The sequence below is a fragment of the Candidatus Omnitrophota bacterium genome, from assembly GCA_028715415.1.
GTDB lineage: Bacteria > Omnitrophota > Gorgyraeia > Gygaellales > Profunditerraquicolaceae > JAQURX01.
In genome coordinates this window covers 15,925-41,451 of record JAQURX010000007.1, presented here as the reverse complement: position 1 = coordinate 41,451, position 25,527 = coordinate 15,925, and the positions used below count along the sequence as shown (strand labels likewise).

The 25,527-nt window shown below is 38.0% G+C and carries 23 protein-coding genes, 1 tRNA gene and 1 riboswitch; of the genes, 2 read left to right on the top strand and 22 right to left on the bottom strand.

What is annotated here, in order from left to right; all coding sequences use genetic code 11:
* Positions 1–2: 2 nt before the first annotated feature.
* From ligA to PHO70_04160, 10 genes are all read right to left on the bottom strand, one after another.
* Positions 3–1,997, bottom strand: a complete 1,995-nt coding sequence (gene ligA, locus PHO70_04205; protein MDD5432173.1) for an NAD-dependent DNA ligase LigA — start codon at positions 1,995–1,997, stop codon at positions 3–5.
* A gap of 7 nt (positions 1,998–2,004) precedes the next feature.
* The gene (locus tag PHO70_04200; GenBank protein MDD5432172.1) at positions 2,005–2,733 is read right to left on the bottom strand and encodes a metallophosphoesterase family protein; all 729 of its coding nucleotides are present in this window, start codon (positions 2,731–2,733) and stop codon (positions 2,005–2,007) included.
* Positions 2,734–2,749: 16 nt separating this feature from the next.
* Positions 2,750–3,022, bottom strand: a complete 273-nt coding sequence (locus tag PHO70_04195) for an acylphosphatase (protein ID MDD5432171.1) — start codon at positions 3,020–3,022, stop codon at positions 2,750–2,752.
* 17 nt (positions 3,023–3,039) lie between these two features.
* Positions 3,040–3,113, bottom strand: a tRNA-Pro gene (locus tag PHO70_04190).
* Positions 3,114–3,222: 109 nt separating this feature from the next.
* Positions 3,223–3,789 (bottom strand): riboflavin synthase, encoded by a 567-nt coding sequence (locus PHO70_04185; protein MDD5432170.1) that lies wholly within the window; start codon positions 3,787–3,789, stop codon positions 3,223–3,225.
* 1 nt (position 3,790) lies between these two features.
* A complete protein-coding gene (gene ribD, locus PHO70_04180; GenBank protein ID MDD5432169.1) occupies positions 3,791–4,882 on the bottom strand; it encodes a bifunctional diaminohydroxyphosphoribosylaminopyrimidine deaminase/5-amino-6-(5-phosphoribosylamino)uracil reductase RibD in 1,092 nt (363 codons plus the stop codon).
* Entirely contained in the window at positions 4,879–5,703 is an 825-nt protein-coding gene (locus PHO70_04175; GenBank protein ID MDD5432168.1) for a PHP domain-containing protein, read from the bottom strand. The genes ribD and PHO70_04175 overlap by 4 nt, the downstream gene beginning before the upstream one ends.
* Positions 5,700–6,116, bottom strand: a complete 417-nt coding sequence (gene nusB / locus PHO70_04170) for a transcription antitermination factor NusB (protein ID MDD5432167.1) — start codon at positions 6,114–6,116, stop codon at positions 5,700–5,702. The genes PHO70_04175 and nusB overlap by 4 nt, the downstream gene beginning before the upstream one ends.
* Position 6,117: 1 nt before the next feature.
* Complete coding sequence (gene ribE, locus PHO70_04165; protein MDD5432166.1) at positions 6,118–6,585, bottom strand: 6,7-dimethyl-8-ribityllumazine synthase; 468 nt, start codon at positions 6,583–6,585, stop codon at positions 6,118–6,120.
* Between the two features lie 26 nt (positions 6,586–6,611).
* Positions 6,612–7,820: a bifunctional 3,4-dihydroxy-2-butanone-4-phosphate synthase/GTP cyclohydrolase II gene (locus PHO70_04160; GenBank protein MDD5432165.1), complete on the bottom strand. Its 1,209-nt coding sequence runs from the start codon at positions 7,818–7,820 to the stop codon at positions 6,612–6,614.
* 52 nt (positions 7,821–7,872) lie between these two features.
* A riboswitch (FMN riboswitch) is annotated at positions 7,873–7,990 on the bottom strand.
* A gap of 81 nt (positions 7,991–8,071) precedes the next feature.
* Between PHO70_04160 and PHO70_04155 the strand changes: the two genes are divergently transcribed.
* Both PHO70_04155 and thpR read left to right on the top strand, forming a co-directional pair.
* Positions 8,072–8,551: a CinA family protein gene (locus PHO70_04155; GenBank protein MDD5432164.1), complete on the top strand. Its 480-nt coding sequence runs from the start codon at positions 8,072–8,074 to the stop codon at positions 8,549–8,551.
* On the top strand, positions 8,530–9,096 hold the full coding sequence (thpR, locus tag PHO70_04150; GenBank protein MDD5432163.1) for an RNA 2',3'-cyclic phosphodiesterase: 567 nt from the start codon (positions 8,530–8,532) through the stop codon (positions 9,094–9,096). Before PHO70_04155 ends, thpR begins: the two co-directional genes overlap by 22 nt.
* On the opposite strand, the gene PHO70_04145 is transcribed toward thpR, so the two are convergent.
* The 12 genes from PHO70_04145 to PHO70_04090 form a co-directional block, all read right to left on the bottom strand.
* Positions 9,057–9,527, bottom strand: coding sequence for a phosphatidylglycerophosphatase A (locus tag PHO70_04145; GenBank protein MDD5432162.1), 471 nt, complete (start codon positions 9,525–9,527; stop codon positions 9,057–9,059). The genes thpR and PHO70_04145 overlap by 40 nt on opposite strands.
* 10 nt (positions 9,528–9,537) lie before the next feature.
* On the bottom strand, positions 9,538–10,116 hold the full coding sequence (gene pgsA, locus PHO70_04140; GenBank protein ID MDD5432161.1) for a CDP-diacylglycerol--glycerol-3-phosphate 3-phosphatidyltransferase: 579 nt from the start codon (positions 10,114–10,116) through the stop codon (positions 9,538–9,540).
* Positions 10,113–11,360, bottom strand: coding sequence for a MiaB/RimO family radical SAM methylthiotransferase (locus PHO70_04135; protein ID MDD5432160.1), 1,248 nt, complete (start codon positions 11,358–11,360; stop codon positions 10,113–10,115). The genes pgsA and PHO70_04135 overlap by 4 nt, the downstream gene beginning before the upstream one ends.
* Positions 11,357–12,274 (bottom strand): DUF4115 domain-containing protein, encoded by a 918-nt coding sequence (locus PHO70_04130; GenBank protein MDD5432159.1) that lies wholly within the window; start codon positions 12,272–12,274, stop codon positions 11,357–11,359. Before PHO70_04130 ends, PHO70_04135 begins: the two co-directional genes overlap by 4 nt.
* 4 nt (positions 12,275–12,278) lie before the next feature.
* Positions 12,279–14,480, bottom strand: a complete 2,202-nt coding sequence (locus tag PHO70_04125; GenBank protein ID MDD5432158.1) for a DNA translocase FtsK — start codon at positions 14,478–14,480, stop codon at positions 12,279–12,281.
* A 39-nt stretch (positions 14,481–14,519) separates the two neighbouring features.
* Positions 14,520–16,613 carry a polyribonucleotide nucleotidyltransferase gene (pnp, locus tag PHO70_04120; protein MDD5432157.1) on the bottom strand — a complete coding sequence of 698 codons (2,094 nt, stop codon included), beginning with the start codon at positions 16,611–16,613 and terminating at the stop codon, positions 14,520–14,522.
* A 23-nt stretch (positions 16,614–16,636) separates the two neighbouring features.
* Positions 16,637–16,906, bottom strand: coding sequence for a 30S ribosomal protein S15 (gene rpsO, locus PHO70_04115; GenBank protein ID MDD5432156.1), 270 nt, complete (start codon positions 16,904–16,906; stop codon positions 16,637–16,639).
* 77 nt (positions 16,907–16,983) lie between these two features.
* Complete coding sequence (locus PHO70_04110; protein ID MDD5432155.1) at positions 16,984–17,565, bottom strand: hypothetical protein; 582 nt, start codon at positions 17,563–17,565, stop codon at positions 16,984–16,986.
* Between the two features lie 39 nt (positions 17,566–17,604).
* Positions 17,605–17,766: a hypothetical protein gene (locus tag PHO70_04105; GenBank protein MDD5432154.1), complete on the bottom strand. Its 162-nt coding sequence runs from the start codon at positions 17,764–17,766 to the stop codon at positions 17,605–17,607.
* A gap of 132 nt (positions 17,767–17,898) precedes the next feature.
* Entirely contained in the window at positions 17,899–18,891 is a 993-nt protein-coding gene (locus PHO70_04100; protein ID MDD5432153.1) for a hypothetical protein, read from the bottom strand.
* 601 nt (positions 18,892–19,492) lie between these two features.
* The gene (locus tag PHO70_04095; protein MDD5432152.1) at positions 19,493–22,336 is read right to left on the bottom strand and encodes a PD-(D/E)XK nuclease family protein; all 2,844 of its coding nucleotides are present in this window, start codon (positions 22,334–22,336) and stop codon (positions 19,493–19,495) included.
* Positions 22,336–25,461 carry a UvrD-helicase domain-containing protein gene (locus PHO70_04090; protein ID MDD5432151.1) on the bottom strand — a complete coding sequence of 1,042 codons (3,126 nt, stop codon included), beginning with the start codon at positions 25,459–25,461 and terminating at the stop codon, positions 22,336–22,338. The genes PHO70_04095 and PHO70_04090 overlap by 1 nt, the downstream gene beginning before the upstream one ends.
* Positions 25,462–25,527 lie beyond the last annotated feature (66 nt).

The window sequence follows — 25,527 nt, the reverse complement described above, 5'->3', positions numbered from 1 at the left end:
GGCTAACTCCTTGTTGAAGCAAGAAATTCTTTTTCATTGATAACTTTAACCTTAAGTTTTTTTGCTTTTTCAAATTTAGAACCCGGGTTTTCTCCAACAACGACATAATCGGTATTTTTACTAACGCTGCTAACGGCATTTCCACCGCATGAACGTACCAGATTTTCAGCTGCCGACCTGCTTAATCCTTTTAGCTCTCCTGTAAAAACTACAGTTTTACCCGTAAAAACAGTCTCTTTTATCCTTCCAGCATCCTCTTTAAAATTTAATCCTTCCTTTCTTAAATCCTCAATCAATTTCTTTGTTGAGGCAAGAGAGAAATATTCTTTGATAGATTCTGACACAATGGGGCCAACTTCATATATCTTTTCTAAATCTTCCTTTTTTGCAGCTATCAGATTATCTATTGTTCTAAATTGCCCTGCTAAAACGAGCGCTGCCTTTTCTCCGATGTGACGAATCCCCAAAGCAAAAATTAAACGCGATAAGGATTTTTGTTTACTTTTTTGAATCGCCGAGAGCAAATTATTAATCTTCTTTTCCTTAAATAACTCTATCTTTGATAAATCATTATAGCTTAATTTATAGATATCTGCAAAGCTATGTATTAGTTTTAAATTAACCAGTTGGGCTACTACTGCTTCACCCATCCCCTCTATATCCATAGCATCCCTGCTTGAAAAATGCAAAAGGCCACGCTCAAGCTGAGCAGGGCAAGATGGATTAATACAGCGGTATGCAACATCTTCCTCTTTTTCTTTTATTACTTTACCGGAACAAACCGGGCACGCATGCGGGATAGAAAAAGCTTTTCTCCCTTTTGATTCCACAACCTTAACAACTTTTGGGATAACATCCCCTGCCCGCTCAATTAATACCCTATCCCCTTCTCTTATGCCTAAACGTTTAATTTCATCAAAATTATGCAGTGTTGCATGCTTAATAATTACTCCGCTACACTCAACCGGTTTTAATTCTGCAGTAGGAGTAATAACCCCGGTCCTGCCCACATTAATATTTATTTTTAGAATTTCTGTAGTTGCCTGACGCGCCGGGAATTTATAAGCAACTGCCCAACGCGGGCTTTTTAAAGTAGAGCCTAATGCCTCCTGCTGCCTAAGGCTATTTACCTTGATCACCACTCCATCTATTTCATAAGTAACCTTATCTCTTTTCTCCTGCCATTTTTTGCAATAATCCAATACTTCTTCGGGGCTATTACAAAGTTTGGAGTCGGGATTTATGCGTACACCCCAGTTTTTCAAAGACTCAAGAAAATCCCAATGATTAAGAATCTTATCACCTTTTAATTCTCCCAAAGAATGAGCGAAAAAACTCAACCGCCTTTTAGCGACTATGCTTGTATCAAGAAGCTTCAAAGATCCGCTTGCCGCATTCCTGGGATTAGCGAATAAAACTTCGCCTTCATTTTCTCTTTCTTTGTTTAAAGAATCAAAATCCTTTCTTTCCATATACACTTCACCGCGGATTTCAATTAATTCCGGGATATTTTTACCTAACAGAATTAAAGGTATTGCGCGTATAGTTTTAATATTCTGAGTTACATCTTCACCGGTTTGGCCATCTCCCCGGGTTGCACCAATTACAAGCCTGCCTTTCTCGTAAGTAATATTGGCGCTTACTCCGTCAATCTTCAACTCAGCCACATATTCAACTTTTTCTTGAGCTTTAAGCCCTTTATGCACCCTTTCAAACCATTCTTTTAACTCATCAAAAGAATAAGTGTTATCCAAGGAAAACATCTTTTGTTTATGGCCTACAGTTTGAAAACCTTCTAGAACCCCTGCGCTAAGGCGCACCGTAGGAGAATCACTGCTTAGAAATTGCGGGTATTCATCTTCAAGCTTTTTTAACTCAACAATAAGATTATCATATTCTTTATCTGAAATAACCGGCTGGCTTAAAACATAATATTTGTAATCGTGCTGGCGGATCTGCGATCTCAAATCTTCTATTTTCTTCTTAATATCAGACATAAATTTATTAATTCCCCGTTAAAAGCCTGTCTCCAAGAAACCTTGGAAGCCCCGAAGCAATTATTTTCTCTCTTGTTAAACTCCAATCATATTCTATTCTATTAATCTGAACTTGTTTTTCCTGTGTATCATAAATACAATATGCTGCCATCGGATTTCCGTCTCTTGGTTGTCCAACACTACCTGCATTTATAATATACTTATTATTATCTTGAATTTTAACGCGCTGATCCTGCTGATAAGTAATCTTACCGGATGGGTTTTGAATAAAGATTCCTGCAATATGGGTATGCCCTAAAAAACAAATATTATTCTGCATAAGAGCAAATGTTTCCTTTGCTGTGCTGCTATCAATCAAATAATTAAAATTACCCGGGTTGTCAAGCGAACCGTGGACTAATGCTAAATCCTGATTCTTGTAGCTTAATTTCAAAGACCTAAGAAACAGTTTGTTCTCTTCAACAAGCTGTTCTTTTGTCCATTTAATGGCAGTTGCAGCAAGTGAATTAAAATATTTAGCTGAGAATAAATCAACACAAGCCCAATCGTGATTGCCGGCAATAACCACATCTGAAACAGAGCTTACCAAACCAATGCATTCTTTCGGAGAAGAGGCATAACCAACTACATCTCCAAGGCAAAGGTATTTATCAATACCTTCTTTCTCATAAGCACTAACTACAGCATTAAGTGCTTCAATATTAGAATGAACATCGGAAAAGATTCCGTAGCGCATTTTAAGCGAAACTCCTTTAAAACTCTACCTCAAAACCGCTAAAATCTCCGGAAGCATCCTGCCAACTTACTTCAACATCTTTTATGTAGCGAGAAAAGTAATCGCTTAGCTTATTTAAAAAATCCTTTAAAACCTCTTCCTCCGCTTGAGCTAAAACTTCAACCCTTCCGTCACGAAGGTTTTTTACCCAACCGGTAACATCCAATTTATTAGCCAAGTTCTCTGCGGTATACCGGAAACCTATCCCTTGCACCCGCCCACTAAAAAACAAATGAACTTGTTTTTTCATTTTAAAAACTTGTTATGTCGGGGCGGACAGACTTGAACTGTCGGCCTCAGCGTCCCGAACGCTGCGCTCTACCAAACTGAGCCACGCCCCGTCTTAAATTTATCTTTTTAGTATAACAAAAAATGTAACTATTGGCAATAAAAACAGGGGACGGTTCTATTTTTTGAAGAATTGAGTTCTAGAAAAAATAGAACCGTCCCCTAGTTTTTGGCGAGGATGTCAAATTCAATATTAACCTTGCTACCAACTCCTTTAAAACCTAACGTTGTATTCGCTAATGTATGAGGAATAATATAAACCCTTAAAGTTCCCGGCTTTCTATCAACTATCGTTAAACTTATACCATCAATTGCTACCGAACCCTTTGGAATAACCCACCCTAAGAATTTAGGAGGGATAGCTATTTCAAAACATAGATTACCATTAAGATTATTTTTCTTACGCACTACCCCCGAGCAATCAACATGGCCATAAACAAAATGCCCGGATAAACGATCCCCTATCTTTAGGCTGCGCTCAAGATTTACCTTTTCTCCTATCCTTAAAACCCCGAGATTAGTAACCTTTAGAGTCTCCGACATTGCCTCAAATGACAACAAATTATCTTTTTGCTTTACGGCTGTCAAGCACACGCCATTTACCGCAATACTATCTCCAATTTTTACATCAATCAAAACTTTTTTCGCCTCTATTTCTATAATATTAACTGCCCCACGCTTTGAAATACTCCTAACAACTCCTAATTCTTCAACAATCCCTGAGAACATTCTATTTTATATATCCTTCTATCAATAAATCATCACTTAAACGCTTAAGGGTTAATTCTTTAAGCTTAATCGCCTTATCTATGCGCGAAATACCGCTTCCCATAACCGAACTAATCGCCTCTTTTCCGCCGATAATCTTTGGGCTTACAAAAAACATGATCTTATCTACCAGATGTTCATCAAATAAAGAGCCGATTAACGTACCACCGCCCTCAACAAGGATGTTTGTTATTCCCAACTGCGCTAATCTTTTAAGCATGCTTTTTAGATTAATCTGCCCGTCTTTTTCTTTTACTTCCAGAATCATTGCTTTCTGTGAAAGAATCTTCCTGTTTTCTGTTTCCTGCCCGGGCTTTGCAGGCAAAGTAACAATGATAACCTGGCGATTATTTGAAAATATAATAGAGTTCTCCGGAGTGCTCAATTGGCTATCAATAATAATCTTTATTGGATGCTTATCGGAAAACCAGGCGTCCAGGCTTGGGTTATCCCGAAGCACAGTATTTACACCAACCATAATCGCATCAAAATCCTTGCGCCTGCGATGGGCAAATGCACGCGACTTGTCCGAAGTTATCCATTTTGATTCCCCGGTTTTAGTCGCAATCCTGCCATCCAATGACTGGGCAATTTTTACCGTAACCAACGGCATTCTTTTTGTAATATATTTTATGAATGATTCGTTTAGTTTCTTTATTTTGTCCTCAAGAAAACCTACCTCTACTTTAATATGATGCTGTTTAAGAATATTTAAGCCCTTTGAATTGTTTACCGGATTTGGATCAACCATCCCGATGATGACTTCTTTAACTTGGCTTGCGATTATCCTGTCAACGCAAGGAGGCGTCCTGCCGAAATGCGCACATGGCTCAAGCGTAACATAAAGAGTTGCTCCTTTTGCTTTTTCTCCAGCTTCATCTAAAGCAACTATCTCCGCATGCGCCAACCCCGCCCTTGCATGGAACCCCCTGCCGATAATCTTTCCATCTTTTACTACCACCGCCCCCACCATGGGATTTGGCGAAGTCCTGCCTTTACCTTTAAGAGCTAATTTTAAAGCCAAATTCATGTAATACTGATGATCTTTTTTCATGTATTCTTCTGCCTTGCTTCTTTCATCTTTTCTACAAATTCATAAGGAAGTTTCATGCAGCCAATCTTAACGTCAGGCTTGGCTTCACCATGAAAATCCGACCCACCGGTTACTACTAAATTATATTTTTTTGCTAATTCAAGATAGTAATTTATCATGGATTGGGAATGTTCAGGGTAATAAATCTCCAGCCCCATAATCCCGTTCATTATTAATTCCAAGATTAAATCATCATTCTTTATTATGTAAGGATGGGCTAATACCGGTATGCCTTGGAAATCTTTAATTAAATTAATTGCCTCAAATGGGCTGAATTTAAAACCTAAAACATAAGCAGGGCAATTATCGCCTATATATTTTTTAAAAGCTTCGTAAGTAGAATTAACAAAGCCTTCCTTTACCATGGCACGGGCAATATGCATCCTGCCTACCGTACCCATTCCAGAAATACCAAAAACAGAATCTGGATTTAAATTAATACCTGATTCTTTCAATTTATCGGTTATCTTATAAACACGCTCAATACGATTTTGCCGAAGAGCCTCCAGTTTATTTATAAGCACTTCATTTTTATAGTCTATAAAATACCCTAAGATATGGATTTCTAATCCGTTGTATTCTGCGCTTAACTCTATCCCCGGGATAACTTCAATATTCTCTTTGCTTGCTGCAAGGATAGTCCCATCTATCCCCTTGACTGTATCGTGGTCTACTACAGCGATACAAGATAAAGAGCGTTTGGCGCTTTCTAAAACCAGCTCTTCAGGAGTAGATGTCCCATCTGAATATACTGTATGTAAATGCAGGTCCGCGAATTTCACTTATTCTTTTCTAATTTTATTTTATCAAGTATAGCGTTAACAAATTTTCCTGCCTCAAGGCCGGAATATTTTTTGGCAAGTTCCACTGCTTCATTTATTGAAACTTTCGGTGGGATATCATCACGGAACAAAAGCTCAAAAGAGCTCATTCTTAAGATATTTCTATCAACAACTGCCATGCGCTCCAGGCGCCAATTGGTCGCGAATTGCAAAATCTTTTTATCAATTTCAACAAGATTCTCCACAACTCCCTTAACAAGCTCCCCGGCAAACTGTTTTAGTTCTTCTTCAATGTTCTCCTCAAGATGTGAGGCCCAAAAGTTTTCTAAAGAAACTTCATAATTATCTTTTGTAATATCCACTTGATACAGGACCTGTAAAGCGAATTCTCTGGCTTGTGTGCGTTTTCTCATATTATTTAATCTGTTCCAGTAAATTTACCATCTCTATTGCAGATAAAGCAGCGTCTTTGCCTTTATTCCCGTCTTTTGTCCCAGCGCGCTCAATTGCTTGTTCAATTGTGTCTGCGGTGATAACTCCGAATACCACAGGAATTCCAGTATCAAGAGAAACTTTAGCGATACCTTTTGAGACTTCTGCTGCCACATAATCAAAATGCGGAGTTGCCCCACGGATAACTGTTCCAAGGCAAACAATAGCATCAAATGATTTTGACTTTGCCAATTTCTGGGCGACCAAAGGAATTTCAAATGCACCCGGGACCATACTTACAGTCAAATCATTATCTTGAGCTCCATGCCTAAGCAACGTATCCGTGCACCCTGAAATCAACTCCTTAGTGATGAAATCATTAAAGCGTGATGCGACAATAGCAAACTTCTTTCCTTTTGCAATCAAATTACCTTCAGCCTTCTTTATCATTTCTTCAACCCTCCCATTAATAAAAATTATTCTATATTCAAATTGTGCCCTAACTTCTCTTTTTTTGTTTTAAGATAATTATAATTTGCCGCATTAGGCTCAACCTCCAGAGGAACGCGCTCAACCACCTTTAACCCGTATCCCTCAAGCCCTACAATCTTACGAGGATTATTTGTAAGAAGGCGGATTTCTTTGATCCCTAAATCTACCAGGATCTGCGCGCCTATCCCATAATCCCTAAGATCCGCAGCATGCCCTAATGCTTCATTGGCCTCAACCGTATCCATACCTTTATCCTGCAAATTGTAAGCCTTAATCTTTTCGACAAGCCCGATTCCACGGCCTTCCTGGCTCATATAAAGCACAACTCCGCTTTTAATTTTATCGATTGATTGCATTGCCTGTTTCAATTGCCTTCCGCAATCACAGCGCAAAGAGCCGAAAACATCCCCTGTCATACATTCGGAATGCACCCGCACTAAGACTTGAGGCTCTTTTAATTCCCCCATAACTAAAGCACTATGAACTTTATTATTTGTCAAATCACGGTATAAAATTAATTTATATTTTCCAAACTCAGTAGGAAGGATTGTCTCAGTCAAACGTTCAATTAGTTTTTCAGAGCGCCTTCGGTATTCAATCAAGTTAGCAATTGTGCAAATCTTTAACGAATGCTTTTTTGAAAATTCAATTAATTGCGGAAGGCGGGACATAGAGCCATCATCATTCATAATTTCACAGATTACTCCCGCCTCATATAAGCCACAAAGCCTCATTAGGTCAACCGCAGCTTCAGTATGCCCTGCTCTGACTAATACTCCGCCACGACGAGCTCTTAAAGGAAAGATGTGCCCCGGACGAATTAAATCTTCGGGCTTTGATTGCGGGTTAATCAATGTTTCAATTGTATGCGCACGATCATACGCAGAAATGCCGGTAGTTATACCGGAAGCCGCATCAGCTGAAATCATCCAGGCAGTTGCAAAAGGATCTTCCTTAGCAACCCCTGCTTTCTTTAACATAGGCTCAAATTCCAGTTGGCTTAAACGATCTTCTTTCATAGGGACACAAATAAGCCCCCTGCCAAACTTAGCCATGAAATTTATATCCTGAGGCTTGGCAAAACTTGCGGACATTAAAAGATCGCCTTCGTTCTCGCGGTCTTCGTCATCTACCACAATAACCATCTTGCCTTGCTTAAGATCTTCTAATATCTCTGATATGGAATTAAACATAAGCTCTCCAAAAATAAGAAACCCGAAGATAGTTCTCCGGGTATAATTTACTTTTAACCTTCTCTCATCTAGACTATACAATCGGCTCTGGAATTTTACCAGATCATGCCTTTTTAAGGCTTGCGGGCTTAACCGCCGGTCAGGAATTTCACCTCCTGCCTAATATTGGCAGGACCCCGAAGATTAATTATTGTTAGTATACCATAAAATCTTGACTTGTCAATACAATAAGAAAGTTATATAATAATTTTATGGTGCAAAACATTGTAAGACAAGTACATATTGCCCTTTTAAAACGCAGCAAAACCATTTCTATTGCTGAATCCTGTACAGGCGGCTTTCTCTCAAACCTTCTTACCCAACTGCCACAAAGCTCAAAATACTTTAAATTAGGCGTTGTAACATACAGCAACCAGTCAAAAGAAAAAATTTTAGAAATCAATCACTCTATTATTCTCAAAAAAGGCGCTGTTTCAAAAGAAGTTGCCAGAAAAATGGCTAAATCAGTAATGAAACTAGCCAAAACCGATTTTTCAATTGCCATTACCGGTATAGCTGGCCCTTCGGGAGGCACCCAAGATAAACCCAAAGGTACAGTGTTTATTGCAGTCGCAAAGAAAAATAAGATTGTTTGCAATGAATATTTATTTAAGGGGACTCGCACTGAAATCAGGAAAAAAGCTGCACTAAAAAGCTTGGAATTATTACTATGCGTTGCTTTATCGCCATAGACTTACCGGATAGGGTAAAATCAGAGCTTGTTGGATTGCAAAATGAATTAAAAGCATCCGGTGCTCAGGTAAAATGGACTGAAGCGCCCAACATCCATCTAACGTTAAAATTCTTAGGGGAAATTAACGAAGGAATAGCTCAAGAAATTTCCCGCCTGCTTAAGAATATCTCAGAAAATACCACCTGCTTTAAAATGGATATTAAATCAATTGGAGTATTTCCGAAACCGAACTTCCCAAGGATAATCTGGGTAGGTGTTAATAAAGGCGATAAAGAGATTAAAGACCTTGTTAGGTCTATTGAAGATGGGGTTGAAAAAATCGGGATTGCAAAAGAAGAAAGAGAATTCTCCTCCCATATTACAATCGGCAGGGTAAAATCAACATTAAATAAAGATAAATTAGTAAACGCTTTGAAAGCTTTGGAAAATAAACCTATTAATGCGGAATTTCTTGTAGACAGGATTACACTCTTTAAGAGCAGCCTTACCTCGCAAGGCCCGGTCTATGAAGCTTTAACTAAAGTAAACCTTAAGACTACCTGAAGAATAATATTTGTATAAATACCCGCAACAATATCATCTCCCATAATACCTAAGCTTCCCTTTAATCTTTCAAGCTGTCCTGCCGGATAAGGCTTTATAGTATCAAGGATGCGGAACAACAAAAATGCGGCGATTACCCATTGCGTTTGGAAAGGGATAAATAACAAGCTGATAAGCATACCGCAAACTTCATCAATGACGATAAACTTTGGGTCCTTCTTCTGCATCAATTTTTCTGCCGGAGTACAAACCAGATACCCGATACATATAAGGAATAGTAAAAATGGCAAGTAAACATTGCTGGTATTCCCGCCGATACAATAAATCAACAAAATCCCGGCTAAACTTCCGAAAGTCCCCGGGATTAAAGGCAGGTAGCCGACAAAAAAGAATGAACTTAATATCTTTACAAGGATATTGTAGAAATTCAAAGGAATGCCTCTATAACTTTGCGATTATCTTGCGGTTATCCCAAAGATAAGAAATGCCTGAATAAAGCGTAAGTCCTACTGTAAGCAACATTAGAAGATATATTCCCTCACGGAATGCTTTCTCCCAGTCGGGATTCCAGGTAAAATAAGTCAACATCACTTCTTTGGTGACAATAAAACCTAAAATAGAAAATATAACCAGCATCTGAGAAACAGTTTTATGTTTTCCCGCACGCGTTGCAGACAGAACCTTACCTTTATTTAAAGCAAAAAGCCTTAAGGATGTAATAAGGATTTCGCGGGAAACTATAATCACAAACATCCAAGCTTCAATCAACTGCATCTGGACAAAAGCAGCAAATGCTGCTATCACAAGAATTTTATCCGCAATAGGATCCATAAGACGTCCAAAATCGGTTATCATATTTCTTTTCTTGGCAATCATTCCATCCAGGAAATCTGAAAGTGCTGCGGAAAGAAAAATAATCAAAGAAGCAACCTTTGCCCATAGCCCATGGCAGAACAAAAAGAACATAAATACAAAAGTAAGGACAATCCTTGAAATTGTTATTTTGTTAGCTATATTCATTCTAGCACCTCTCCTGATAGGTCATATTCAAAAGTATCGGTAATTTTAACTTTGACAAAATCACCTGGCTTTAATTTATTCTTTGATTTAACATACACAACGCCATCTACCTCTGGCGCATCAAAAGAACTTCGTCCAAGATAGATATCTTTATCTTTCTCATCAATTAAAACTTCAATAACTTTACCTAATTGCTTTTTGTTAAATTCCCTGGAAACTTCCTGCTGGATAAGCATAATTTTATCAAAACGCCCTACCTTAACTTTCTTAGGAACCTGAGCCTTAAAATCATAAGCCTTGGTCCCTTCCTCTCTGGAATAAACAAAAGCTCCTAACCTTTCAAACCTTGTTTCAGAAATAAAATCTGACAACTCTTTAAATTCTTTATCGGATTCAGAAGGAAAACCGGTAATAACCGATGTCCTTAAGCAAACTCCAGGAATTGTTTTTCTTATCTTCTCAATAAGAGCAGAAATTTGCTTCTTTGTAACTTGCCTGTTCATAAGCTTTAAGATTCTATCATTTATATGCTGAATAGGCAAATCTATATATTTACAAATCCTAGGGTTATCCCTAATAATTTTTAGCAAATCATCATCAATACGCGCGGGATTTAAATAAAGAAGCCTTAGCCAATGCGTATTCTTTAATTTTTTATCAATTTTCTTTAAAAGCCCGGCTAAGCTGGGCCTTCCAAAAATGTCTATCCCGTATCCTGAGATGTCCTGCCCTACGATATTAATCTCAGAAGTCTTTTTATTGTCAAATAACTCTATTTTTCTAAGAATCGATTTCTCATCAAGGCTGGTAAATCTTCCTTTTATCTTTGGGATAATACAAAAACTGCAATTATTAACGCAGCCTTCACAAATCTTCAAATAAACAAAATGCTCCGGGGTAATAGGGTATCTGTTTTGTTCATGATTCAAAGAAACCTTACCTATAAAAGCATCCACTTCCGGAAGTTTCCTGCGCAATTCATCCTTATAGCGTTGGGCAAGACAGCCGAAAACAATTATTTTTTTTAATTTACCTTCTTTCTTAAGCTGGACCAAATCAAGTATTGCCTCTATAGATTCACGCTTGGCATCCTCAACAAAAGCACAAGTATTAATCAATGCTACATCAGCCTTATTGATATCTACAATAGAATGCCCTTTAAAATTAAGGCGGCCAAGGATAGCCTCGGAATCAACAAGATTACGCGGGCAACCTAAGCTTAGGATTCCAATTTTAGCTTTCATCTATTTATATTTAATCCTTCTTTATTAACTAAAATATTCTTTAGCGACTGGCCTTTTCTGCCCAAACTTTCGAACCGCTGGCCGTTAACCTCTACTTCAACCACACCTGCATTGCCTAAAGAAAGCTCCATCTTATCTTTTGCCTGCCAACTTTCAAATCTTCCTTTTTCCAGGACGCGCTGAAAAACAACCCTTCCATCAACCCTTAAAGAAATCCAACAATTCTCCAATGCCCTTATCCCCAATCTTATGCCTTGCATAGATTCCTTATTTAAAGGGATGACTTCCTTCTTAGTTGTGGCTTCAACAATACGAGGCGTTTCCTTAGCTTGGACTTTCTGTTCATTAACTGTCGAAGCTTTTGATTTTGAAGTTTGTTGTTTAGCTGATTTCTTTGAAGGCTTCGTCGGCTTCTGCTCTTTTCCTGGAGCTTTACTCAAAGATTGAGAAATAATTGCTTTTTTAGCCAAATTCTCTTTATGTTTGAAAGAAATAAACTTTACTATCTTTATCAACCCAAAACCTATAACAATAACTACCAAACCTAAGACTATAGCTTTCTTAACTGTTTTAGAAGGCCTGAAAGAACTCAAGTTAATTGGATTCGCCTTAAAAGAAGTTGTTTCTTTTTTCTTAAGGCTTGGTTCTTGATCTTCTGAATTGACAACTTTTGCAATTTTTGAATAAGTTCGAGCCTCTTTATGATCAACAATATAATCTTTAGGATCAATCCCCAGAGAATTACAATAAATCTTTAGAAAACCTTTAAGATATACGGGATTAATATCGCTAAGAGAATCTCCTTCTATTGATTTTAATATATTAGGATGGATCTTAGTCCTCTTTTGGATTTCTTCAAGGCTGACACCTTTTTCCAAACGTATTTTTTTAAGCCTTGCTCCTATGCTTTCCATAAAATTAACCTTGCTCCTTATTCTCGGGGACTAAACTTTTTTCAAGCCAGGCCTGCCTATCTACAAGGATCTTCCTGGGCTTACTTCCTTCAAAAGGACCGACGAGGCCTTCTTCCTCCATTGAGTCAATAATACGGGCAGCCCGAGTGTATCCAAGCCGCATACGCCTTTGCAATATTGAAACAGAGGCTTGATTGCTTTCAATAATTATCCTGACTGCCTCATCATAAAGCTCGTCTTTTTGGCCTCCAGAAACTCCTGATTTATGCTGCTCCTTAAGAATCTCCTCATCATAAATCGGTTCGCCTTGGGCCTTGATAAATTCAACTATTCTTTCAATCTCTTTATCGCTAACAAGAGTCCCTTGAATGCGGATTAATTTTGATTCTCCGGGACGTAAGAATAGCATATCTCCTTTTCCCAAAAGCTTATCCGCCCCATTCATATCAAGCACCGTGCGGGAATCCACCTTTGAGGCCACCTTAAAAGAAACTCTTGCCGGAAGATTAGCCTTAATGACCCCCGTAATAACATCAACGGACGGCCTTTGTGTTGCTAATATTAAATGTATACCTACTGCGCGGGAAAGCTGGGCTAAACGAGTAATCGCATTTTCAATCTGATCGCGCGCAACGCTCATAAGGTCCGCAAACTCATCGATAATAACAACTATATACGGAAGTTTTTCTCCGTCTTTTATTTTTTCATTATAACTTTCTATATTACGCGCTGCTATCTTCGCCAAAAGCTGATATCGCTCTTCCATTTCAGTTACTACCCAATTTAAAGCAATAGCTGCTTTTTTAGCATCGGTTACAACCGGGCATAAAAGATGCGGCAGCCCATTAAAAGGCATGAGCTCAACCATCTTCGGATCAACCATTAAAAGCTTTAATTCAGTCGGAGTTGATTTATAAAGAAGCGACAAAATCATGGAATTCACGCAAACCGTTTTTCCTGATCCGGTAGTTCCGGCTATCAAAAGATGCGGCATATCATCAAGGTCAGCTACGATAGGTTGGCCAGTAATATCTTTTCCCAAAACAAGCGTTAACTTGGAACGAGCTGACTGGAACTCTTTTGAAGCAAGCACCTCTGTTAACATAACGAAGCTGCTTTGCATATTCGGGACTTCAACACCAACGCTTCCCTTGCCCGGGATTGGGGCAATAATCCTCACAGACTGAGCCTTCATTGCAAGAGCTACATCATCGCTTAAAGCTACTATGCGATTAAGTTTTACGCCCGGAGCAGGGACTAATTCATACCGGGTTATAACAGGACCTTGCTCAACATCCGTCACTTTAGCTGAAATCCCAAAATCCTCCAGAGTCTCTTCAAGGATCCTTGCGGAACCTTCCAGATCTTCTTTAATCTGACGCGCCTCAAACGGCGGAGGAGGGTCCAAAAGCTCAATGGAAGGCAGATGATAATCGCCTATCTTTAATTCTTGAGGCTTAACTTTTACTTCTACCGAGGCTAAAGGCCTTGGTTTAATTTGAATTTTAGGTTTAGAAAAATCCTCTTTGCTTGCGGCAATTTTATTCTTTAAAGAATCCAAAAGCGAAACTTCACTTTTCTTTTCGCGGTCTAACGGCTTTATTGCACCCGGCGCTTTAATCCTAACCTCTGTTTCTTTCCCCTGTTTTTCTTTACCGAGCAAACGTCCAAAAATTGATTTAACACTATTAGTGCCGCCAATGAATAAAACTGAAATCAAGTTACCCGTAACCACAGCAAGCGAGATAATAGCTATGGTAATAAAAATTATAAATCCGCCAAGCCTGCTAAAAAAAGAAGTGATAAAATTTGAAAACAAGGTTCCTAAGAATCCTGCTGCGTAAAACCTCGCGTAATCATTCCCGGAATTGAACATTCCGATAAAAGAGCAGACAGATAAAAGCAAAGTAAACATCCCTATAAGGCGTGGGGCGCTCAAATAAGGCTCGTGCTGCCGGAAAAACTTAATACCTAATAAAAAAATCAAAACGGGGATAACAAAACTAGTTGGGAAACCGAATAAAGCAACAATAATTCCGCCGAAGTATGCTCCGAAAACTCCAAGAAGATTCTTAGGGGGGAAATTAGGAGAAGATGTATAAAACGGCAAGTCAAGGCGTTCAAATCTAACCAGGCTTGCTAAAATCATAAGCCCAATTGCAACTAAAATAACGCCTCGAACCTCATTTAGTCTTCTTTCTTTCACCTTAACTACGTTATTTAGTTCTTCTGGTTAGAAATAACTTTATTGCCCGCTATTTTCTGTAAGCGCCTGTTTCCTGCTTAAATTTATCCTGCCTAATTCATCTATGCCGATAACTTTAACTTTAATCTCATCGCCTATCTTTACTACTTCTTCTACATTCTTTACAAATTTATCGGATAATTCAGAAACATGTACCAAGCCTTCCTTACGAGGGGCAATCTCACAAAAAGCGCCAAAGGCCATGATACGTTTTACTTTAGCTGAATAGATCCTGCCAACTTCAACATCATCGGTTATCGCCTTAATCATCCTGATAGCATCCTGTGACTTTGCAGCTTCACTAGAACCAACCAAAACAGTGCCATCATCCTGAATATCTATGCTAGCGCCGGTTGAAGCAATAATGCCCTTAATAGTTTTACCGCCCGGCCCGATAAGCTCACCGATTTTTTCAGTATTAATCTTCAAAACTTCAATACGAGGGGCATAAGTTGACAATTCAGTCCTTGGCTCATTAAGCGCTTGATGCATTTTATCCAAGATAAAGAATCTTCCTTCTCTTGATTGATACAAACAAGCCTTTAATAAGTCTAAATCAATACCATCAATCTTTAAATCAAGCTGAACTGCAGTAATTCCTTCTTTGGTTCCAGCGACTTTAAAATCCATATCGCCAAAATGGTCCTCTAAGCCGGTAATATCAGTTAAGATTACCGCTTTGTCTTTGGACTTTACCAAACCAAGAGCTACTCCACCTACAGCAGATTTTATTGGAACACCTGCGTCCATAAGTGAAAGTGCGGCAGCACAAACAGAGGCCATGCTGGAAGATCCGTTTGATTCGAGAATCTCTGAAACAACTCTTACCGTATATGGAAATTTATCTTTACCAGGCATAACAGCCAAAAGCGATTTTTCTGCTAAAGCGCCGTGGCCAATCTCCCTGCGACCAGGGCCGCGAACAGGACCAGTTTCTCCTACGCTAAAAGGAGGAAAACTATAATGCAGCATAAAGTTTTTGTATTTTTCGCCTTCAAGAGCTTCAATCATCTGCTCATCTTCACCGGTACCAAGAGTAGTAACTGCTAAACTTTGAGTTTGCCCACGCGTAAAAAGGCTTGAACCATGAGTCCTTGGTAAAATTGAAACCTCAGCACTGATTGGGCGGATTTCTTTAAAACCTCTCCCGTCAACCCGGACATTTTCTTCAAGAATTTTTCTTCTTACCTGCTCTCTCTCTACATCATGAAGCCCTGTTTTTACGTCGGAAGCAAGGTGCCCTTCAAGCGTAAGTTTTTCTTCAAGCTCTTTTGCTAATAAATCAACCGCCTCTTCACGCTCTTCTTTTTTGCTTAATTTATAAACTTCTCTTAATCTATCTTTAGATAAACTTTCTATCTTCTCTCTTAATGTGGGATCAAGCTTCTTACATTCTATAGCAGCTTTTTCTTTACCGCTTGAACGGACGAATTCTTCCTGTAAGCTAAGTATACACTGGAGATTATCATAGCCAAATTTGACCGCCTCCATATATTCTTCTTCAGAAATCTCCTTAGCCTTTGATTCAAGCATTACTACACCCTTCTTACCCACCGTAACAATAACATCCAGATCGGCTTTCTCTAACTCAGCATATGTAGGATTTAATATGAGTTCATTATTAACTCGCGCAACACGGCAAGCTGCAATGGGACCCAAAAAAGGAATGTCGGAAATTGATAAAGCTGTGGAAGCGCCTATTACAGCTAGGATATCGGGATCATTTTCTCCATCGCTGGATAAAACAATCGCCATAATCTGCACTTCATTTAAAAAACCTTCGGGAAATAATGGGCGTATCGGCCTGTCAATAAGCCGAGAGGTTAGAATTTCGCTTTCAGAAGGCCTTCCCTCACGTTTAAAAAACCCTCCGGGGATTCTTCCTGCGGCATAGGTCTTTTCCTGATATTCAACGGTTAGAGGAAAAAAGTCTTGCCCTTCCCTGAGTTTTTTAGACATACAAGCAGTCACAAGCACAACGGTACCGCCATAAGTAACGGTTACCGAAGCATTTGCCTGCTTGGCTATCTTGCCGGTTTCTATGATTAGATCGTTTTTCCCAAATTTTGCCCTTAGGTTATTTTGTTCTGCCATTGTTTTCCTTGATTATGCCACGGTTATTTTCTCAAGCTTAATTTAGTTAAGACATCTTCGTACTTCTTAACATCTTTTTTCTTGAGATAATTGAGGAGTCTGCGGCGCCTGCCAACAAGCGAAAGCAGCCCGCGGCGAGAATGGAAATCTTTTTTGTGTGATTTAAAATGATCACCTAAAAGATTAATTCTCTCGGTTAAAATTGCTATCTGAACTTCTGCGGAACCAGTATCTCTTGCATGAACCTTGAATTCGTCAATAATCTTCACTTTTTTATCCTTTACTAAAGTCAATCTAATTCACCCCCTTTAACATAATGGGTAATTATACGCTATTTTTGCCCAAAAGTCAACACATTCTATAATAATATTTAATTCCCCAAACCCTTTAGAATATTATCCATAGCAGGAATATTGTAATCAAGCTTGGTATAACCTGCTGGTATCTCAAACATTGAAACACTTGGAGCCTGAGTTATAAGGTTCTTATATTCCATTGTCCAGCTTCCATCCACCGCTTGAGTCTTTAATGGTATGTTTGAACCCGACGCAATCCATTGGTATATCTCAAGTTTCTTGCCTGATTGCAAAAAAGCAATTTTGTATTTTGAAGCCATCTTGCCATCTATCTCTTCTTTGCCTACCAAATTACGTTCTAACTCATTAGCAATCTTTTCTGAAGTAGCCATTAAATTATCCGCCTTAAACGGCTGCTCAAGGTAAGTCTTCTCTTGAGGCATGAGCATCCAAACTACTCCCTTATCCTGCCTGCTAATCGTAATCATCTGAGGCAATTCCATTCTTACCTTATCTTTGGAAGCAAAGATCTTGCCCGTAGAAACCACTCCACCGGTAGTACTTACCAAGTCTGCGGAAAATTCTTGGGCGATTGAGGACCCTACAAGAAAAAAAACGAAAAAAACAAAGAAAAATACTATCAACTGTTTTCTCATATATTCACCTCTTGTTTTATATACTGGAAGGCGGGCTTTTTACGGTTGTTTATCGTTATCTTTAACAAATTTCCTTATTTCTTCAATATTCTCCAGAATTAACTTAGCCTTACTTAGGCCAAAGGAAAAAGGGAACCTGTCATTTTCATCTCTTCTTATAATCATTACCGGCTTACCCTTATAATCTCCAAATTCAACCATTTTTCATTCCTCCCTATTAATATCCAATTAATTATAGTGTAATAATTCTAACACATCTTAAAACTTATACAATATTTTCTTTTAATAGGATTGTATTAAAAATACGGTGGCTTGGAAAATTCAAAACTTACTTTAATACAAAAATCTGTAGCTCCAGGTGTATTTTGACTTATCAACGGTATCCTCAAAATCATCCCAACCCCCCTGAGGAGACCAAATACCGTAGGCGCGAGGCATATCTTTAACTGTGGACCCATCAGCATAAACCGTGACCCAAAGCGCATCCAGGCTTTTATTATTCCTAAGTTCACGGTTTAAAACGTCTGAAAAAACTTGTTTTAATTGTGATTTACTGGCCGGAACGGGAACAGAAATCAGATATTCAACCCTATCCATCTTTTTAGAGCCGATAAAATCCTTTTCATTCCGCGAAATTACTTTATAACCAGACAAAGCCTTCGGTATGGGCTTAAAAAAAGTCAACCCTTGCTTTGAAGCCTTCTCCTTAGGAGTTTGAGTGGGTTTTTTAACTGGTTCAACCCTCTTCTTTCCCGCAGATTTTTCTTTAACAGGCTCTCTTACAGGCACAACTACAGGCACAACAACCGGTTTTGATTTTTCTTTTACAACTTCTTTAACGATTTTATTTAAGGCTTTTGTTTTTTCCGGGCTGTTTTCTTTTGCGGCATTTGAGGGTTTGACAGGAATTGTTTTTTCTTTTTCTTGAGGCAATTGTTCTGCCTCTTTATTCTTAACAACTTCTTTTTTCACATCCTTATCATTACTTTTCTTACTATTAACAGGCTCATCTTTCTTGATTACCTTCGCCAATTTTGGTTTTGTAGGCTTACTGATTTTTATAATCTCAAATTCTTCTTTTTCCTTTGCTGGAGAAACTAATTTTATCTGCGGCAAGGGTTTTTTTTCAATTTTTGCTACATCCGCTTTAGAGCAATAAGTAATCGCATTCACCGCAGAATTAATATACTGCTTAACTTTGATAGACTGATTATCTTCCGAAATAACCTCTCCCTCAATAGAAGTGCCGTCTTTAAAATTGATAATATCCGCGTTTGCCAGGCCGCTAAACGATAAAAATATTAGTAAAAAAATAATTCTTAGCATATCTGCCTAAAGCACTCCTTTTCTAAGTCTACCTCTTAGATTTATATCATCAAAAGAACTATTTTTCAATTGAATTGTTAAGTAACGCTCACGCGTCTGCCTTGTCTTGTTTATCACTCGTTTAATTTTAGTATTTTGTTCTCGGCGCTGAAAACTTTCGCCGTGCGCTGCGATTTACCACGTCGCTTCGGCTTAGCGTTCTCTTGGGAGCCGTCCTTCGCTCCTCGTAAATCTTTGCGCACTACCGGTTATAGCCATTGCCGAAAGTTTTCTAATGCGCCTCGAATCAAAATACTAAAATTCTAATCATGTTATTAAATGAATCTGTCGGCTTTTCGAGCGAATGTAGATTTTAGCCAAAGCAGCTTGAGCATTGAGGGAATCCCGATGTCCCGCGAATGCGGGACAATATCGGGATGGCGATGCTGTTCGAGCGCCGAGTGAGAACACGAGGCGCGAGTTCAGCAGCCACCGAAATGCGAAAGACCTTTGGCGGCCCCCCGCCAAAGGCGGGGCAAAATCTACCTGAGCGAGAAAAGGTGGCAGATTCATTAAAAGAATGTGTAGTAATAATATTCAGCGCGAAGCTAAAAGTATAAAACTATCTACACATATAAAAAAACGGGCAGGTTTCACATTGACGGTTATCTTCCTCATCCGCCACAAAAGGCACATCCGGATTAATAACATCAGCCAAAATTGCATCCATAGCTTTAATATATACCTGCATTATATTTTTTCTGTCAGCAACCTGAGCATCATTCTTAAAAAGCATATTCAATCCGTAGTTCTTCTGCATATCTCTTAATGAATAAAGGCAGGCATTGATTTTTTGATTCTCAAATTCTCCCCGGCTTTCCACAGAATACAGATACAGCGGCAGCTGGACTGACTTTAATGTATTTTTAAGCGAAGCCCTTGTAAATTCCGACGAAGCAATCTTTTCATAAGAAGACGGCATGATATCAGAACTCCCAGTCTTATAATCAATAATTAAAATACTGTTATCTGTTAACAAATCAACCCTATCAATTATTGACTTATATTTAAAATTTCCTGATTTTAAGTTAAGCACCCCTTTAAATGTTTTCTCTAAACTAAGTATTTCTTTTACCGGCCTGTATTCCTCATTAAGAAGAAATTTCTCCATCCTAAAGTCAAGTATCTCTTTAATAAGAAAAGCATCCGACCTCATCTTCTTCTCAAACTCATCTTTAAATCTATTATCTAAATCGGCTTTGAACTTATTCTTAAATTCCGAATCAATTATCGGCCTTTTTCCGATAAACAAGGAGAATGATTCTTTAAGCAACTCGTGAACAAAAGTTCCGATATCTTTGCCTAGAGGCTCCTCAAGCAAATCCTCTTTCTCTTTTAGGCCCAATACATATTGGTAATAAAAACGTAACGGGCAGTTAAGATAAGTATTAATACTGGAAGCTGAATATTCGCGCTCCTTTAAAAATCTGATTACTTTTGAATTCTTTTTAACTTCTGCGCTTTTCGGCAGAACCTTAACCTTAAAACTTGCCTGTGGGATTTCCAATACATTCAAAGTTTTCTCATTTTTTTGTTTTTCCCAGATGATTTCTTCAATAAACCTGCTCTTTTCTTTATCAGGGCGCTTCTGAAATAATAAATGGACATTTTTTGCCGAGGCAACAAGGCGCATGAACTGATAACGCTGGATCTCTTCTTCTTTCTCCAGTCTGTTTAACCCCAAACTAATCATTACCTCTCTTGGGATCAAAGGCTCGTAAATCTTTAACTTAGGCAGGACTGATTCATTCACATCCAAAATAACGACATTCTTGAAATTTAAAGAACGGGTTTCAAATAACCCCAAAATCTGCAGCCCCTTTAAGGGCGAGCCGGAAAATGAAACCATCTCATTCTCCAACTTATTTTCAAATATTTTAAAGATTTCTTCTCCCGGAAAATCTTCCTTACTAAACGAAGCGCTGGAAAGCTCCTGCCTTATTAAAAATATCTTCTCAATCATCTTAAGATTTAGCGGATACCCTGCTAAAAATCCTTTTTTTACTAAAAGATCAAGAAACTGCTCAAGGCTTACAGAGAAATCATAGAAATTTCTTAATTTCTCCCATGAAACAAACAAAAACCCGTGTAATTCTTTTAAAGCAGTTTTTATCTCATCTCTGCTGACTTCCAAATCCATATTATTCATCGTCTTAAGGGCAGAATCAAATAACTCTCTAGATTCTTCAATATCCGATAGATTAAAAAATAACCTTCCTCCGAGAGAAGTTTTTTCAATACCCAACAATACTTCTTCAATCTTATGGATAAGCACCCTCGTTGCCGAAGGCTTAGTTAAAACTCTCAAGTTTTTTACCAAAGGATGGCTCAACACCTTAAGGTAATCTTTAGCATAATACTCACTATTCTTTTTGTTATTCTGCGCTTTAAAAATATTCTCAAAAAGTGAATACAGCGAACTTCTTTTCAAAGGGTAGCCTATAGAAACATTAAAATCTTTCACATAACCTGAAATCTCGGAAAGAAGCGATATTACATGATCAGGCTCAGGCAACACAACTACAGTCTTATCAAATTCCTGCATTCCTCTTAATACGTCTCTTGCCAAACAAACCTGTGAATGCAAATCAAAACCGGCTGATACCGATAATTTATATTCTGGTTTCTTTATATTCTCCGGCTTTATTACTATAGATAAACTCCGGGAATTTCTTTCCAGCACGCTCCATTCATCCTGGGAACCTTGAAAGAAAAGTAAAGCCTTGTTAGCATCATAAAGGCTTTTTATTACGGCTAACTCTGTTTTGTGAATATAGAAAAACCCGCAAAAAATAATTTCTTCAAATTCGCTAAAATCAATATCGCCCATACACTGTGAAGTAAGAAGATAAATTAATCCCTTTGAATAAACACCTTTCTTCTTTTGTTCTTCATGATATGCTTCCCGCAAAGAAATAATTCTTTCCAAGAGAAGATTGATACTCTCAGGGACATCGTATCCTATATTAGCTTTTTCCTGGATACCCTTTAAAGAATCAAATTTCGTATCTTCCAAATCAAGCTGTTCGATAAAAGAAACTATCTCTCTTGCCCAAGGAAGGAATTTTGAAAAGCTCTCCCTTTCCCTTAATAAGTCGGGAGATAATTCTTGCGCAAGCTTATAAATAACAAAAGCCGCCTCAAGGTCTGAAATTTTCCGGAAAGGATACTTTTTAGAAAAAGAATACTCAACGAATTCATCAATAGAGAAAAAACGCGGGGGGAAAAAACTTTTTTTAATTCCTGCGGCAAGTTCTTTCTTTAAAAATAGAGCCGGCCTTTTACCTCCAAACACAATAGCAACCTTGCTCAAATTACGGCCTTTCTTAATAAAGTTGTTTTCTAAGTAACTGGAGAATTCTTCAATAAAATTATCGGCCAAATTATAAGTGACGACTCTTTGCATTAATTAACCTCTTCTATACCTAAATTATCCAAATACAACAAGATACCCTTGACTTTCAACTTAGGGTATATGCCCCGCACTATATCCATATATTGTTTAACCTGCTCTTTATAATCAAGAGTGCCTTCTGCGCTACTCTTATAGTCTACCACTATGGCTTCTTCTGAATTAATTATTAACCTATCAATCCGCCTGGCATTCCCATATTTATCCACAATCTCCTGCTCCAGATAAACACTCCCTGAAGCAACTTCAAAATATTGCGTAAATCTTTTATCGCTTAACAATTTCTTAATTACAGGAAGCAATTCCTGAAAATAATTGTAATCAGGGAATATGGAAACTGCTTTCTTAAATGCCGCGCTTATAGCTAATTCTTTGTCCTGCTTATACAAATTCCCGATGTTACAAAGAATATTATGCAATACTTCTCCTCTTAAGATTTTATCTCTATTAGCCAATACTTTTTCCTCAATAAATTCTTCTTTCAGTTGGCAAATCCAATCACGGTATTTTGAAGGGGATATTTCTTTCATAGGCGGATGGTTTTCTTGCGGCCTATTCTTAACTTCAAGCTTTCCACTCCTTATCAATTCATTATTAGCGACAAGCAAACTTACAGGATTAACCCTTTTCCCGGTTCTTGGAGAAACAAAAAAATAAAGTTCTTCTTCCGGACGGGTGAATGCTACATAAATACTGTTTAGTTCATCAATAAATGACTTTAAATAATTACGCCTATAAATGCCCATTAGCATCGGAGAGAATTCTGCGTATTCTTTTTTAATACGCAACAGCTGCAAGCAATCATCGGAAGCATTAACTATGTGAGAATTCACCTTAACATCCATTTCCAAGAAAGGCACAATAACTACAGGGAATTGCAGCCCCTTAGACTTGTGTATGGTAATAATCTTAACTGCATTGGTCTGCGTTGCGTTAACATATAAATCTTCGCTATTTGTATTTTCAAACGATTCCAGGAACGAATCAATATCTAAGGTTTTATCTTCTTCCTCCTTGACTAACTCAAGAAATTTCATAAAGAAACCCTGGTATTCCGAAAAATCATTTAAGACATTAAATCTACTGAAGATACTAATTACCAGCTCATAAAGGGGGACGAAACCGACGCTCTTAAAAAACTCTTCAATTAAATCATCCCATACCTTGGGGAATCTTAAACGGAACTCCCTGTAAATATACACTGCGTCATTTTTTCTATTCTCATTAAGCTCAAAGAGGAAATCCTGAATCTTGTCTAACTTTAATCCAGAAGCCCTGCAGAAAATTTCTCCGGTTATAAAAGAAACAAAAGAAAGGTTATCGATTGGAGAATTCAGGAACTTCAAGAAAGAAACAATTTCTTTAATGTATGAATTCTGCCTTATATCAAGCGTTTTTTCGGATTCAACAGGAATCCTTTCTTCCATAAACCAAGAAGTTAACAACTCAACCTCATCATTTTTCCTCGTTAAAAATGCGATATCCTTTAGAGAAAATCTTTTTCTCAAATCTTCAATCAATGCGATGACTCTTTCCTTTATCAAATCATCTCTTTCTTCTTTTGTCTTAACGTCTATAATTTGCCCCTCTACATATCCACCCAATAAATCATCTCGGCTCTCCTGCTTTGAAGATTCAAAAATATTAGTAAGCCTATCTAAATCATCAACCCCAAATTCCAAACCTTGAGCGGATAACTCTTCGTTTTGGCTTACAAATCGTTTCAAGTTATCCAAAGAAAAAATCGCATTGTTGAAATCAACGATTTCCTTGCGGCTGCGGTAATTTTTGTTTAAGCTTTCTTCAATCAGGTTAAAATCTTTGAAGGTTTCTTTTACCTCATCAATAAGGCAAGCCTCTCCTCCTCTAAATCTGTAAATCGCCTGTTTCTTATCCCCAACAAAGAATAATGAACCGCTTGTGGAAAGAGCCTCTTCAATCATTAGAAACAGATTTTCCCACTGCAGGAGGCTTGTATCCTGGAATTCATCAATCAAAAAATGCCTGAAACGGGTAGCAAGGCGGTAATAAAGTTCCGGCAACCCCATGGATCTTTTATCAAAAAGAAAGCGCGCTTCTTTATTTAAAGATTCCAAAAATAAACAGTCGTCTTTGCTGGCAAGCTCAATTAAATCTTTTTCAAGTTTTTCAAATATATCTATATAGCAATTAAACGCTGAAGAAGCCTCCAACTCACAAAGCCCCTTAATCTTTTTCTTAACTTCAGACCAAAAATCCCTGACCTCATCAGGCACGCTATTGCCCTTGTTGATAGGGAAACCCTCTCTTTTAAAGAAATTTGAAAGATTATCAATCTCAAAGTTATCTTTATTTTGCTCTAAGAAAACAGCGAGGCTCTTTTGAAAACGTGCATCAGTGCCTTTAGGAAGATGATTGTTTAATTCTGCCATCAGCCTTAAAATGTCTTTCCTTACTGAAATTAAATCTTCTACCCCTACATTATTACCAACAAAATCCCCGGCATACTTATTGAATTCAAAGAATAAAGAATTCATCGTAGAGAGTATATTTTGTTTAGGGAACCAGCCTGTAAAAGCTTCAATGTAGATATACTGCCTTAAGAAAGAATGGAAAAGCTTAAGGGTATCTTTTTGAGTTGAAGCTTTATCAATAAGTTTATCCAAACTAAAACTAAGATAATCACGGGAGTTTTCTTCGGTTTTGAAATTTGCGGATAGGTTAAGCCTGAAAGCGCATCCGGAAAGAATTGCGTTGATAAAACTATCTATAGTTTGAACCTGAAAAAAATTGTAGTTTCTAACCAGGTAATCCATAATAACACGTGCTTTTTCCTGAGCTTCTGCTTTATCCTGGCTTAAAAAAGAAAGAAATTCGTCTTTTTCTTTCTGGCTGGAAAACTTATCCAAAGCTATTCTTTTTAAGAATTCAAGTATCCTCTCTTTCATCTCAAGAGCGGCTTTATTCGTAAAAGTAATAGCTAAGATAGTATTAAGAGGGACATTGTTAGGGTTAAGCCCTGGCTGAATTAAGAGCTGGATATACCTTTTGGCCAAACAATAGGTTTTCCCACTCCCGGCTGACGCCTCAACAACAAGGACCTGGGGGAATTTAAGCAATCTTAAGTCTTTTTCACTCATAGGTACTCATTTTATCTTGACAATCGCGTATTTTCAAGTATACTTTAAGCTCTAAAGAATCTACAT

Bases quoted from the DNA above. Each gene is read 5' to 3' on its own strand.
- thpR (MDD5432163.1), top strand. From the start codon at position 8,530: ATGCGTTGCTTTATCGCCATAGACTTACCGGATAGGGTAAAATCAGAG.
- pgsA (MDD5432161.1), bottom strand. From the start codon at position 10,116: ATGAATATAGCTAACAAAATAACAATTTCAAGGATTGTCCTTACTTTT.
- PHO70_04155 (MDD5432164.1), top strand. From the start codon at position 8,072: ATGGTGCAAAACATTGTAAGACAAGTACATATTGCCCTTTTAAAACGC.
- ribD (MDD5432169.1), bottom strand. From the start codon at position 4,882: ATGAAAAAAGATCATCAGTATTACATGAATTTGGCTTTAAAATTAGCT.
- ribE (MDD5432166.1), bottom strand. From the start codon at position 6,585: ATGATAAAGAAGGCTGAAGGTAATTTGATTGCAAAAGGAAAGAAGTTT.
- PHO70_04185 (MDD5432170.1), bottom strand. From the start codon at position 3,789: ATGTTCTCAGGGATTGTTGAAGAATTAGGAGTTGTTAGGAGTATTTCA.
- ligA (MDD5432173.1), bottom strand. From the start codon at position 1,997: ATGTCTGATATTAAGAAGAAAATAGAAGATTTGAGATCGCAGATCCGC.
- PHO70_04130 (MDD5432159.1), bottom strand. From the start codon at position 12,274: ATGGAAAGCATAGGAGCAAGGCTTAAAAAAATACGTTTGGAAAAAGGT.
- pnp (MDD5432157.1), bottom strand. From the start codon at position 16,613: ATGGCAGAACAAAATAACCTAAGGGCAAAATTTGGGAAAAACGATCTA.
- PHO70_04195 (MDD5432171.1), bottom strand. From the start codon at position 3,022: ATGAAAAAACAAGTTCATTTGTTTTTTAGTGGGCGGGTGCAAGGGATA.
- PHO70_04095 (MDD5432152.1), bottom strand. From the start codon at position 22,336: ATGCAAAGAGTCGTCACTTATAATTTGGCCGATAATTTTATTGAAGAA.
- PHO70_04100 (MDD5432153.1), bottom strand. From the start codon at position 18,891: ATGCTAAGAATTATTTTTTTACTAATATTTTTATCGTTTAGCGGCCTG.
- PHO70_04105 (MDD5432154.1), bottom strand. From the start codon at position 17,766: ATGGTTGAATTTGGAGATTATAAGGGTAAGCCGGTAATGATTATAAGA.
- nusB (MDD5432167.1), bottom strand. From the start codon at position 6,116: ATGAGAAAACGCACACAAGCCAGAGAATTCGCTTTACAGGTCCTGTAT.
- PHO70_04160 (MDD5432165.1), bottom strand. From the start codon at position 7,820: ATGTTTAATTCCATATCAGAGATATTAGAAGATCTTAAGCAAGGCAAG.
- PHO70_04090 (MDD5432151.1), bottom strand. From the start codon at position 25,461: ATGAGTGAAAAAGACTTAAGATTGCTTAAATTCCCCCAGGTCCTTGTT.
- PHO70_04110 (MDD5432155.1), bottom strand. From the start codon at position 17,565: ATGAGAAAACAGTTGATAGTATTTTTCTTTGTTTTTTTCGTTTTTTTT.
- PHO70_04135 (MDD5432160.1), bottom strand. From the start codon at position 11,360: ATGAAAGCTAAAATTGGAATCCTAAGCTTAGGTTGCCCGCGTAATCTT.
- PHO70_04200 (MDD5432172.1), bottom strand. From the start codon at position 2,733: ATGCGCTACGGAATCTTTTCCGATGTTCATTCTAATATTGAAGCACTT.